The sequence below is a fragment of the Kitasatospora sp. NPDC054768 genome, assembly GCF_053612025.1.
Genome location: NZ_JBSHBN010000230.1, coordinates 1 through 11,607 on the forward strand (window position 1 = coordinate 1; position 11,607 = coordinate 11,607).

Below are 11,607 nucleotides of genomic sequence, written 5' to 3' on the forward strand. Positions count from 1 at the left end.
GTCCCCGCCGCGTGCGGCGGGGACCGTCGGCCCTGTCGTCAGCCGACCCTGATCGGGCCGCGGGGGCGCAGGCCCCGGCAGGCGTCGTTGTACTGGTCCAGCAGCAGCTGGGCCTCGGCGTTCGCCTGTGCGAAGCGGACCCGCGGTTCCACGTCGGTGACCAGCACGTCGTGCATGGCGGTGGTCAGGATGTCCTGGATCCCGGCGAACTCCCCGAGCAGCGCGCCCCGGGCGGCCGGCGAACCGGAGTTGGCGGCGAGCTGGTCCAGCGCCGTGCGGAAGTGCGGGTTGCGCTCGAACCAGCCCTCCTGCTCCAGCAGGTCGATCGCACCGCCGGTGACCGGGATGAAGCCGGTCTCCCGGTGCCGCTCGGCGGCGGTGCGCGGCGTGTTCAGGTACTGCATGAAGGCCAGGGCGCCGTCCTCGGTCTCCCGGTCCAGGCCGGCGGCCAGCCAGAGCGCGTCGCCGCCGATCACGTTGCCCGCGTAGGGCACCCGGTCGTTGTACGGCATCCGGCAGGCCTGGACGACGAAGCCGCCGTCCAGGCCTGCCTGGGCCATCCGGGCCGCCTCGACCGAGGTGGTGAGCACGAAGGCGACCTCCTGGTCGGCGAAGGCGCGGAAGTTGCCGTCCCAGTCGACCTCGGTGTTCACCCGGCTCGGGTGGTAGCGGTACAGGCCCGCCCGGTGCAGCCCGCGCCACCAGTCGACGTAGGCGAGCATCGCGTCCGAGTCGAGGTACAGCGTCTCCGCGCGACCGGAGCGGCCGTTGTCGTGGTCGGCCAGCAGCGCCCCCTGCTGGGCCACCGACTGCTGGAACCACCAGCCGTGGTTGGGCCAGGTGATCGCGTGGGCCGGCCCGTCGGGGAGCGCGGCGACGGCCCGGCAGGCGGCCTCGATCCCGGCCCAGGTCTGCGGGACCTCGGTGATCCCGGCCCGCTCCAGCAGGGTGGTGTTGGCGTACAGCAGCGTGGTCGAGGTGAGCGGCGGCATGGCCGCCACCGCGCCGTCGTGGGTGTAGTAGTGCCGCGCGGCGGGCGCCACGTCGCCGAGCACGACCGGCTCGCCGAGGATCTCGGTGCGGCCCGCGATCGCCCGCTCGACCGAGGTGAACAGCGGCGACCCGTCGGGCCGTCGGGCGTCGAGGGCGTCCCGGGTCGACGTGTAGAAGTACTGCGCGATGGTCGGCGCGCCGCCCTGCTGGACGGCGTCGTGGACCGTCTGCGGCACCGACAGCCAGTCGGCGCCGCTGACCCGGATCCGGTACTCGGGGTGGTTGGCCGTGAACTTCTCCGCCAACTCCCTCGTCCGGTCGAGAAAGTACGGCATGAACGGGTAGAGCGGCACCACGATGTCGATGTCGATTCGCTTGCTCATTCCGGAGTCCCTCCTGCGCAGGCCTGGCAGATCCAGATGCTCATGCTCCGGGGGCGGCGGACCGCGGGCATCTCCGCTCGTGCTGAGTCCGGGCCGTGCGGACCGCCCGGGCCGCCCGGGTCCGCAAGCGGCGCACGTCGGGAGAAGCCACCGCCGCTCCCGGGCTGTCAGTCTCGATCCGTCCGGTGAACTGGCAGCAAGGAGAGGCGTCTGATGGCCGAAGCCCGGGAAACCACCGCCGGCAATGCGCGCGGAACTCGCCCGCTGACCGGGGCGGAGTACATCGAGAGCCTGCGCGACGACCGGGAGATCTACCTCTACGGTGATCGGGTCAAGGACGTCACCGCCCACCCGGCGTTCCACAATCCGGTCCGGATGACCGCACGGCTCTACGACGCCCTGCACGACCCCCGGCACCGGCCCGTGCTGACCGCGCCGGTCGACAGCGGCGGCGAGGGCTACACCCACCGCTTCTTCACCACCCCGCGCAGCGCGGAGGACCTGGTCGGCGACCAGCAGGCGATCGCCGCCTGGGCGCGGATGAGCTACGGCTGGATGGGCCGCAGCCCCGACTACAAGGCCTCCTTCCTCGGCACCCTGGGCGCCAACGCGGACTTCTACGAGCCGTTCGCGGACAACGCCCGGCGCTGGTACGCCGAGTCGCAGGAGAAGGTGCTGTACTGGAACCACGCGATCGTGCACCCGCCGGTCGACCGGTCCCTGCCGCCGGACCAGGTCAAGGACGTCTTCATCCACGCCGAGCGGGAGACCGACGCCGGCCTGGTGGTGTCCGGCGCGAAGGTGGTCGCCACCGGCTCCGCGCTGACGCACTACAACTTCATCGCGCACTACGGCCTGCCGATCAAGGACCGCACCTTCGCGCTGGTGGCCACCGTGCCGATGAACGCGCCGGGGATGAAGCTGATCTGCCGCCCGTCCTACACCGCGACGGCGGCGGCGATGGGCAGCCCGTTCGACCATCCGCTCTCCTCCCGGCTGGACGAGAACGACACCATCCTGGTGCTCGACAAGGTGCTCATCCCGTGGGAGAACGTCTTCGTCTACGGGCAGCCGGAGAAGATCCGGATGTTCACCGGCCAGTCCGGCTTCATCGAGCGGTTCACCTTCCACGGCTGCACCCGGCTCGCGGTGAAGCTGGAGTTCATCGCCGGCCTGCTGGCCAAGGCCCTGGACATCACCGGCACCGGGGACTTCCGCGGGGTGCAGAGCCGGCTCGGCGAGGTGCTGGCCTGGCGCAACCTGTTCTGGGGACTGTCCGACGCGGCCGCCCGCAACCCGGTCGCCTGGCGCAACGGCGCGGTGCTGCCCAACTCCCAGTACGGCCTGGCCTACCGGTGGTTCATGCAGACGGGCTACCCGCGGATCAGGGAGATCGTCCTCCAGGACGTGGCCAGCGGGCTGATCTACGTCAACTCCAGTGCCAAGGACTTCGGCAATCCGGAGATCCGGCCCTACCTGGACCGGTTCCTCCGCGGCTCCGGCGGCGTCGACGCGGTCGAGCGGGTCAAGGTGATGAAACTGCTCTGGGACGCCGTCGGCAGCGAGTTCGGCGGCCGCCACGAGCTCTACGAGCGCAACTACGCGGGCAGTCACGAGAACACCCGGATCGAGCTGCTCTTCGCCCAGCTCGCCAACGGCCAGCTGGACTCCTACAAGGGCCTGGTCGACGAGTGCCTGGCGGAGTACGACCTGAACGGGTGGACGGTACCCGATCTGTCCTCCTTCGCCGACCTGAGTGATTCCGTCCACGGGCTGCTCGACAGCTGATCCGGGTACCGACAACCAATCGATGAGGATCGGAGGGCATGGTGGCTTCCCCTTCCCTTCAGGGGCATTTCACGCAACAGGCGCTCAGGACACCGGACGCGATCGCCGTGTCGTCCGGTGAAGTCCGGCTCAGCTACCGCGAGCTGGACGAGCGGGCGAACCGGCTGGCGCACCGGCTGGGCGAACTCGGCGTGCGGGCCGAGTCGCCGGTCGCGGTGCTGATGGAGCGGTCGGCGGACCTGGTGGTGGCGATCCTGGCCGTGCTCAAGGCCGGCGGGTGCTACCTCCCGCTGCACAGCGCCTACCCGCTGCCGCGCAAGCAGTGGATCGTGGAGCATTGCGCGGCGCCGGTGCTGCTGACCGACGAGGCGATGAGCCGGCAGGGCCTGCCGGAAGGCGCCGAGGTGGTCGTCGTCGAGGGCGAGAAGGGCCTCGCGGGCTACCCCGCGACGGACCCGGCCGTCCCCACCGGCCCGGACGCCCTCGCCTACGTGATCCACACCTCGGGCTCCACCGGGGTGCCGAAGGGCGTCGCGATCGCCCACCGGGACGCGCTCGGCCTGGCCCTGGACTCGATCTGGGCGGACGGCCGGCACGAGCGGGTGCTGATGGTGGCGCCGTACGCCTTCAACGTCTCCACGTACGAGTTCTGGGTGCCGCTGCTGCACGGCGGGCGGATCGTGGTGGCCCCGCCGGGCGACCTCGACGTGCACGCCCTGCGCCGGCTGATCGCCGAGGAGCGGATCACCGGCATCCACCTGACCGCCGGACTGTTCCGGGTGCTGGCCGAGGAGGATCCGGGCTGCCTCGCCGGTGTGCGCGAGGTGCTCACCGGCGGCGACGTCATCGCCCCCTCGGCCGTCCAGCGGGTGCTGGAGCACAACCCCGCCCTGGTGGTGCGGGCGATGTACGGCGCCACCGAGGCGACGCTGTTCAGCACCAGCGCGCCGATGACCGCCCCCTACCTCGCCACGGGCCCGGTGGGCGTCGGCCGGCCGATGGACGACGTCCGGCTGCACGTCCTGGACGCCGGGCTGCGGCCCGTGCCGGTCGGCGGGGTGGGCGAGCTCCACATCGCCGGCCGCGGCCTGGCCCGCGGCTACGTCAACCGGCCCGATCTGACGGCCGAGCGGTTCGTGGCCAACCCCTTCGACGCGCCGGGCGAACGGATGTACCGCACCGGGGACCTGGTCCGGGTCGACCGGGACGGCCTGCTGGAGTACCTCGGCCGGGCCAACGACCAGCTCAAGGTGATGGGCTTCCGGGTGGAGCCCGCCGAGGTGGAGGCGGTACTGGCGCGCCATCCCGGCCTGGCCCATGTCGCCGTCGTGGCACGGGAGTCGGAGTCCGGGGAGAAGCGCCTGGTGGCGTACTACGTCCCGGAGTCCGACGGGATCGAGGCGGGTGCGCTGCGGGCGCACGCGGTGGAGCAGCTGCCGGCGTACATGGTGCCGACGGCCTTCGTGAGCGTGCCGGCCCTCCCGCTGACCCCCAACGGCAAGCTGGACCGGCGGGCGCTGCCCGAGCCGGTGACCGGCTCGACCCGCCGGGCGCCGGCGACCGAGCGGCAGCGGCAGCTGTGCGCCCTGTTCGCCGAGGTGCTGGAGGTGCCGGAGATCGGGGTCGACGACAGCTTCTTCGAGCTCGGCGGCCAGTCCCTGGCCGCGATGCGGCTGGTCAGCCGGATCCGGGCCGAGCTGAGGATCCCGCTCACCGTCACCCAGTTCTTCGACGTTCCCTCGGTGGCGGCCCTGGAGGGCCTGCTGGACCGACCGGAAGGAGAGCGGGAATGAGCAGCCCCTTCGACGCCGACGACGGCGAGTTCACGGTCCTGGTCAACGCGCGCGGCCAGTTCTCGCTCTGGCCGGCCGACGCCGCGGTACCGGCGGGCTGGACGCCCGAGCACGGGCCGTCCGACCGGACCACCGCCCTCGCCTACGTGAACGAGCACTGGACGGATCTGGGGCCGAACGGCCTCACCGGGCGCCTCCCTGGGCAGCCCGACGACTGACGAGGAGTCCGGAACATGAGCCTCGACGCGGGTCAGGAGACCTTCGGCGGCATGCTCGTCGACCACATCACCTGCTACGTCGCCGACTTGGCGGTCACCACCGAGTGGCTGGTCCGCGGGTACGGCCTGGAAGTGTATGCGAGCTCGCCCCCGCAGGCGCGGGAGCTGCGCTCGGTGGCGCTGGGCGCCAACGGGATCCGGCTGCTGCTCAGCCGGCCGGTGGTGGGGGACCACCCGGGAGCGGCCTACGTCGAGAAGCACGGCGACGGGGTGGCCGACATCGCGCTGCGCGTCCCGGACGCCCGGGCGGCCTTCGCCACGGCGGTGCGCCGCGGCGCCCGGCCGGTGTCGGCGCCGGTCGCGCACGGCGACGTGGTCACCGCCACGATCATGGGCGTCGGCGACATCGCCCACACCTTCGTCGAGCGCCCGGCGGGCGGCGACGAGCGGCTGCTGCCCGGGCTGACGCCGGCCGACGCCGGCCCGGCCGGGCCGGACTGCGGCCTGCGGGAGGTCGACCACTTCGCGATCTGCGTCGAGCCGGGGCAGATGGACACGACGGTGGCCTTCTACCGCGAGGTCCTCGACTTCGAACCGATCTTCACGGAGCGGATCGAGGTCAACGGCCAGGTGATGATCACCAACGTGGTGCAGGGCGGCACGGTCACCTTCACCCTGATCACCCCCGACCCGTCCGAGGTCTCCGGCCACCTGGACTCCTTCCTGAAGGACCACGGCGGTCCGGGCGTGCAGCACATCGCCTTCACCACGGACGACATCGTGCGCTCGGTCGACGCGATCGCCGCCCGGGGCGTGGAGTTCCTGGGCACCCCCCCGGCGTACTACCGGCTGCTGCCGGACCGGCTCACCCCGCTGCGGCACTCGGTGGCGGAGCTGGAGCGGCTGAACCTGCTGATCGACCAGGACCACGACGGGCAGCTGTTCCAGATCTTCGCCAAGTCCGTGCACCCCCGCAACACCCTCTTCCTGGAGGTCATCGAGCGGATGGGTGCCCGCTCCTTCGGCAGCGGCAACATCAAGGCGCTCTACCAGGCCATCGAGCACCAGCAGGGCAGGGGTACCGGCGATGACGCGTGACACGATCCCCGACGAGCGCTTCCGGACCGCGGTCGAGCGGCTTCGGGTGCCGGGCATGGGAACGGAGGTGGTGGCGCCGCTGCTCTCCCAGCTGATCCACCTGGTCCGGCCCCACCGGGTGCTGGAGGTCGGCATGGGCTACACCACCCCGTTCCTGGCGAAGGCCCTGGCCGAGGCCGAGGAACTGGCCGGCGCCGAGGCCGCGGCGCTGGTCCGCAAGACCCTGCCGTACCTCACGGACGGCCGGGAGCTGGACGAGGCGTGGATCGACAGCGAGCCGGCGCTGCTGCTGCCGGGCGGCTACCGCGAGCCGTACCGGCCGCGGTTCGTGGCGGTCGACGACCTCTCGGACGCCGGCTCCTCGGCCCCGCTGGTGACGGAGGTGCTGGGCGAGCTCGGCCTCGCCGAGCGCGTCACCGTCGTCAACTCCGACATGCGCGGGGCCGTCGGACGCCTCCCCGAGGAGTTCCGGCCGATCGACTTCGCCTGGGTGGACGCCTGGGACTGCCTCTACTTCTTCGAGAACTTCTGGGAGTTGATCGATCCGGACGGCGGGATCGTGGTCATGCACTACCTGATGACCTACCCCGAGGGCGAGGCGATCCTGGAGTACATCGCCGACACCCAGCGGATGGCCCCCGGCGAGTTCGAGATGCTCAACCTGCTGGAGAGCCGCAAGCTGCGGCAGAACAGCATGACCGTGCTGCGCCGCACCGGCGGCAGCCGGCCCCGGCAGTACTCCGACACCGGTCAGCGCCCCCGCCTCGGAGGCCGGGTGCGTTCCGACGCCGCCGCGCTGGCCAGGTCGTTGGAGGCCCCGGGCACGGTCTGAAACCGGCCCGGACCACGCGGGCAATCTGGAAGATGGCGGCCTCCGGCCGCCTGGCTAGATTGATTCACATCCACTGCGAGCCTTGCGAACAGAGGGGAACCACCGGCATGAGCACACTCTCCGAGGACCCGAACAGCGTCAAGTTCGTCTACTGGGACAACCTCACCTACGCGCCGTCGGGATCGCGCTCGCCGGAGGAGTGGGACCCGGTGCTCGGGGCCCGCCTCTACGAGACCTACCTCGACCACTGCGTCGAGGCGGAGCGCCTCGGCTACGCCGGCCTCAGCCTGCCGGAGCACTTCGGCCCGTCGTCGATCTCCCCGCACCCGAACGTCATGCTGGCCGCGATCGCCGCGCGGACGACCCGGGCCCGGCTGGTCTCCGGGGTGAACCTGGCCCTGCTGCACCACCCCCTGCACCTCGCCGAGCAGTTCAACATGATCGACGTGCTCTCCGGCGGGCGGCTGGAGATCGGCCTCGGCCGGCGCGGCGACCGGGCCGCCTTCGAGCACAACGCCGACCTCATCGACGGCGCCGTCAACCGGATCGACCACCCGGTGGCGAAGGACGACCTGACCCCCGCGTACACGGCCTTCCTCCAGGACGCCGAGGTCGCGAAGGTCACCGTCTGGCCCCGGCCGGTCCAGCCGAGCGTGCCGCTGTGGGTGGCGGCGGAGACGGACGAGTCCCTCGCCATGGCGGCCCGCCGCGGCTGGAACGTCTTCACCGGGCTGAACCTCGACCCGGCGGCCGGCGGCATGTCGAAGATCAGCGTGGAGGAGATGGTCGCGCGCCTGCACCGCTACCTGGAGGTCGGCAAGGAGCACGGGCACGAGCTCTCCATGGCGAACGTCGCGGCGAGCTGCTTCACCGTGATCGCCGACACCGACCGCGAGGCCGCGGAGCTCGTCCGCGACGGCTTCGTCTCGCACATCGAGACCGCCGGCGGGGTGCTGGCGCGGATGGCCGGCGCCGACCCCGCCGACAGCCCGCTGTCCTCGCTGGCGAAGGAGGGCGACACCGGCGTGCAGGGCGTGTTCGAGGCCCCCGCGGAGTCCTACCTCCGCAACCCCTTCGCCCTGGTCGGTTCGGTCGAGACGGTCCGGGCCAAGCTGGAGGCGCTGACGTCCGCCGGCTTCCGTCGCTTCGTGCTGCTCTGCGGCGGTGTCGGCACCACGCACGAGGTCGCCTGGCAGTCGGCCAGGGCCATGGCCGAGGACGTCGCCCCCGAACTGTTCGCAGCCACGTCCGGCTCCGGCGCGGTGGCCGGCTAGCCGGACCTCCCCCGCCCGGGGGGCCCCCCGCTGGGGCGGGGCGCGGCCCCCGGGCCCCCGCGCAGGACCCCCGGGACCCGACAGCCGGCGCCGCGCGCGTCCGGCCCGTGGAAGGACGAACGAGCATGACCGACAGGACCGTTGATCCGACCGGGCCGGTGGTGATCCGGCCCGGGGACCCGCGGTACGAGAACCTCGTCCAGGGCTACAACCACCGCTTCGTCGGACGGCCCGACCAGGTGCACGTGGTGACCGGCACCGAGGAGGTGGTGGCGGCCGTCGACGAGGCGGTGGCGACCGGCCGGCGGATCGCGGTCCGCAGCGGCGGGCACTGCTTCGAGGACTTCACCGCCTCCCCCGACGTCCGGGTCCTGCTGGACGTGTCCCAGCTGAACGGCATCTCCTACGATCCCGACCGGCGCGCGATCGAGGTCGGCTCCGGCGCCCTGCTCGGGGACGTCTACCGGACCCTCTTCAAGCGCTGGGGCGTGACGGTCCCGGCCGGCACCTGCCTGGACGTCGGCGTCGGCGGCCACTTCACGGCCGGCGGCTACGGCCACCTCTCGCGCCGCGACGGCCTGGTCGTCGACCACCTCCATGCCGTCGAGGTGGTGGTCGTCGACGAGTCCGGCCGGGCCCGTGCCGTGGTGGCGAGCGCCGACCCCGAGGACCCGCACCACGACCTCTGGTGGGCCCACACCGGCGGTGGCGGCGGCAACTTCGGTGTGGTGACCAGGTTCTGGCTGCGCACCCCGGGGGCCGACTCGGCCGACCCGGCCCTCCTGCTTCCCCGGGCTCCGGCCCGGGTGTGGAAGCGGACGGTCATGTGGCCCTGGGAGGGCATGACCGAGGAGGCCCTCGCCACCCTGCTGCGCAACTACTGCACCTGGTACGAGGAGCACGACGACGCCGACGCGCCGACGGCCGGCCTGTGGAGCAACCTGATCGTCACCCACCGGAACTCCGGGGCCTTCGGGATGGTCGTGGTGATCGACCACGAGGGGCCGGACGCCGAGAAGGTGCTGGCCGAGCACTTCGACGCGGTCAGCGCCGGGGTCGGGGTGGAACCGTCGGTGCACGTCACCGAGGTCGTGCCCTGGCTGAGCTCCTGGCTGCCCTCGTACAGCTTCCCGAACGACCCCAAGGGGCGCTACAAGGACAAGGCCGCCTACCTGCGCAAGGGTTTCACCGACCACCAGCTCGGGGTGGTCTGGCGCTACCTGAGCGATCCGGAGCACATCAACCCGATGTCGTGCCTGGTGGTCGCCGGCTTCGGCGGCAGGGTCAACACCGTCGCCCCCGACGCCACCGCCACGGCCCAGCGGGACTCGATCCTCAAGGTCCTCTACAGCGGCGGCTTCTGGCTGTCCGCGGACCAGGACGAGGCCTGCATCGCCTGGGTCCGGGAGTTCTACCGCGAGGTCCACGCCGGGACCGGCGGGGTCCCCGTCCCCGACGGGTTCACCGACGGCGCCTACATCGGCTACCCCGACCGCGACCTGGCCGACCCCGCCCTCAACACCTCGGGGGTGCCCTGGTCGGCGCTCTACTACGGCGGCAACTACCCGCGCCTGCAGCGGGTCAAGCGGGCGTACGACCCCCGGAACGTGTTCCGCCACGCACTGTCGATCGAACCAACCGACGCACAGCCGGACTTGCTGGAGGATCAGGATGCTTGAGAACAAGGTCGTCGTGGTCTCGGGGGTCGGCCCCGGTCTGGGCCGGGCCATCGCCCTGCGCGCCGCGCAGTCGGGGGCGGACGTGGTGCTCGCCGCCCGGACCGCCTCCCGGCTCGCCGAGATCGCCGCGGAGGTCGAGCGCACCGGACGCCGGGCACTGGCCGTACCGACCGACATCACCGACGACGAGTCGGCCGCCGCCCTGGTCAAGACCGCGACGGAGGCCTTCGGCCGGATCGACGCCCTGGTCAACAACGCCTTCGCGGTGCCCCCGCTGGTCGACCTCGGCGAGGTCGAATTCGCGGACGTGCGCGCCGGGTTCGAGACCAACGTCTACGCCGCGCTGCGGCTCACCCGGCTGTTCGCCCCCGCCCTGGCCGAGAACCGGGGCTCGGTCGTCATGATCAACTCCGCGGTGATCCGGCACTCCAAGCGGCTGTTCGGCGCCTACAAGATGAGCAAGGCCGCCCTGCTGTCGCTGGCCCAGAGCCTGGCCACCGAGCTCGGCCCGCAGGGCATCCGGGTGAACACCGTCGCCCCCGGCTACATCTGGGCGGACGCCCTGCGCGAGGGCTTCGGCCACTGGGCCGCGCAGCGCGGCGTCACCGTGCAGGACATCTACGACGAGATCGCGGCCACCCTCGACCTCGGCCGGCTCCCCGAGCCCGACGAGATCGCCGACGCCGTGCTGTTCCTGATGTCCCCGCTCTCCCGCGCCGTCACCGGCCACTGCCTGGACGCCAACGCCGGCGAGTACCACCACTGAACCACCCGGACCCAACGGAAGTCGAGGATCAGCGGTGACACGGAACACGAAGCCGTCCGGGGCCCTGGCCGCCGGACCGGAACGCACGAGACCCGGCACCGGAGCGGGCGCGACCGCACCGAGCTGGTGGCAGAGCCCATGGGTGACGGCCCTGGCCGTCCTCGTGGTCTTCAATCTGGTGTACGCCTTCCCCCGGTACCTGACCGGCGGCCCGGGCCAGGCCAGGATCCCCCTGGACCCGTCCTTCCCGGCGCACTACGCCGTCCTGGTGGGGCACGTCGTCTTCGGCAACATCTCGATGGTGACGGTCTTCCTCCAGGTCCTGCCCTGGATACGCCGCAACCACCCGACGGTGCACCGGATCAGCGGCCGGGTGTACATCTTCGCCGGGGCCCTGCCCGGCGGCCTGCTGGCCCTGGTGCTGCTGCCCTACTCCACCGCCCCGAGCGGCAGGATCGGCCTGGCCATGATGGGCGGGCTGTGGCTGCTCACCACCGTGCTCGGGCTGCGGGCCGCGCTGCAGCGCCGGTTCGTCGACCACCGGCGCTGGATGGTCTACAGCTTCGCGATGGCCCTCGGCACGAGTTGGGGCCGGGTGGTGGTGGAGCTGATGGGGTACATCCCCGGCTTCAAGCTCGACCTCCCGGTACTCCTGGAGGTGGCCAACTGGGCGGGCTGGGTGGTCAATCTGCTGGTCGCCCACTGGTGGCTGGAGCGGACCGGCCCCCGGGCCGCCCAACTGGTGCGCTGACGTTCCTCCCCGCGGGGGGGGGGGGGGGGGGG

10 protein-coding genes are annotated in these 11,607 nt (G+C 72.1%); 9 read left to right on the top strand and 1 reads right to left on the bottom strand.

From position 1 onward, the window contains the following. Positions 1 to 38: 38 nt before the first annotated feature. Complete coding sequence (locus ACWGKU_RS38210) at positions 39 to 1,376, bottom strand: extracellular solute-binding protein (protein WP_401046522.1); 1,338 nt, start codon at positions 1,374 to 1,376, stop codon at positions 39 to 41. Positions 1,377 to 1,589: 213 nt separating this feature from the next. On the opposite strand from ACWGKU_RS38210, the gene ACWGKU_RS38215 reads away from it, so the two are divergent. The 9 genes from ACWGKU_RS38215 (at position 1,590) to ACWGKU_RS38255 (ending at position 11,575) form a co-directional block, all read left to right on the top strand. Beyond that, complete coding sequence (locus ACWGKU_RS38215) at positions 1,590 to 3,164, top strand: 4-hydroxyphenylacetate 3-hydroxylase family protein (RefSeq protein WP_401046525.1); 1,575 nt, start codon at positions 1,590 to 1,592, stop codon at positions 3,162 to 3,164. A gap of 38 nt (positions 3,165 to 3,202) precedes the next feature. Further along, positions 3,203 to 4,957, top strand: a complete 1,755-nt coding sequence (locus ACWGKU_RS38220) for an amino acid adenylation domain-containing protein (RefSeq protein ID WP_452180824.1) — start codon at positions 3,203 to 3,205, stop codon at positions 4,955 to 4,957. Next, on the top strand, positions 4,954 to 5,175 hold the full coding sequence (locus ACWGKU_RS38225) for an MbtH family protein (protein ID WP_401046530.1): 222 nt from the start codon (positions 4,954 to 4,956) through the stop codon (positions 5,173 to 5,175). Before ACWGKU_RS38220 ends, ACWGKU_RS38225 begins: the two co-directional genes overlap by 4 nt. Positions 5,176 to 5,190: 15 nt before the next feature. Next, positions 5,191 to 6,273, top strand: coding sequence for a 4-hydroxyphenylpyruvate dioxygenase (gene hppD, locus ACWGKU_RS38230; RefSeq protein ID WP_380553393.1), 1,083 nt, complete (start codon positions 5,191 to 5,193; stop codon positions 6,271 to 6,273). Then, a complete protein-coding gene (locus ACWGKU_RS38235; protein WP_401046534.1) occupies positions 6,263 to 7,105 on the top strand; it encodes a class I SAM-dependent methyltransferase in 843 nt (280 codons plus the stop codon). Before hppD ends, ACWGKU_RS38235 begins: the two co-directional genes overlap by 11 nt. A 107-nt stretch (positions 7,106 to 7,212) precedes the next feature. Then, entirely contained in the window at positions 7,213 to 8,379 is a 1,167-nt protein-coding gene (locus tag ACWGKU_RS38240) for an LLM class flavin-dependent oxidoreductase (protein ID WP_380553387.1), read from the top strand. Positions 8,380 to 8,504: 125 nt separating this feature from the next. Next, positions 8,505 to 10,058, top strand: a complete 1,554-nt coding sequence (locus ACWGKU_RS38245) for an FAD-binding oxidoreductase (RefSeq protein ID WP_452180825.1) — start codon at positions 8,505 to 8,507, stop codon at positions 10,056 to 10,058. Beyond that, on the top strand, positions 10,051 to 10,824 hold the full coding sequence (locus ACWGKU_RS38250) for an SDR family oxidoreductase (RefSeq protein WP_359915586.1): 774 nt from the start codon (positions 10,051 to 10,053) through the stop codon (positions 10,822 to 10,824). Before ACWGKU_RS38245 ends, ACWGKU_RS38250 begins: the two co-directional genes overlap by 8 nt. Before the next feature lie 34 nt (positions 10,825 to 10,858). After that, the gene (locus ACWGKU_RS38255) at positions 10,859 to 11,575 is read left to right on the top strand and encodes a DUF2306 domain-containing protein (protein ID WP_401054894.1); all 717 of its coding nucleotides are present in this window, start codon (positions 10,859 to 10,861) and stop codon (positions 11,573 to 11,575) included. The last annotated feature ends 32 nt before the right edge of the window (positions 11,576 to 11,607 follow it).

What these genes read in the sequence shown, in the direction of transcription:
- ACWGKU_RS38210 (WP_401046522.1), bottom strand. Translation starts at nt 1,376, where the DNA reads ATGAGCAAGCGAATCGACATCGACATCGTGGTGCCGCTCTACCCGTTC.
- ACWGKU_RS38215 (WP_401046525.1), top strand. Translation starts at nt 1,590, where the DNA reads ATGGCCGAAGCCCGGGAAACCACCGCCGGCAATGCGCGCGGAACTCGC.
- ACWGKU_RS38220 (WP_452180824.1), top strand. Translation starts at nt 3,203, where the DNA reads ATGGTGGCTTCCCCTTCCCTTCAGGGGCATTTCACGCAACAGGCGCTC.
- ACWGKU_RS38225 (WP_401046530.1), top strand. Translation starts at nt 4,954, where the DNA reads ATGAGCAGCCCCTTCGACGCCGACGACGGCGAGTTCACGGTCCTGGTC.
- hppD (WP_380553393.1), top strand. Translation starts at nt 5,191, where the DNA reads ATGAGCCTCGACGCGGGTCAGGAGACCTTCGGCGGCATGCTCGTCGAC.
- ACWGKU_RS38235 (WP_401046534.1), top strand. Translation starts at nt 6,263, where the DNA reads ATGACGCGTGACACGATCCCCGACGAGCGCTTCCGGACCGCGGTCGAG.
- ACWGKU_RS38240 (WP_380553387.1), top strand. Translation starts at nt 7,213, where the DNA reads ATGAGCACACTCTCCGAGGACCCGAACAGCGTCAAGTTCGTCTACTGG.
- ACWGKU_RS38245 (WP_452180825.1), top strand. Translation starts at nt 8,505, where the DNA reads ATGACCGACAGGACCGTTGATCCGACCGGGCCGGTGGTGATCCGGCCC.
- ACWGKU_RS38250 (WP_359915586.1), top strand. Translation starts at nt 10,051, where the DNA reads ATGCTTGAGAACAAGGTCGTCGTGGTCTCGGGGGTCGGCCCCGGTCTG.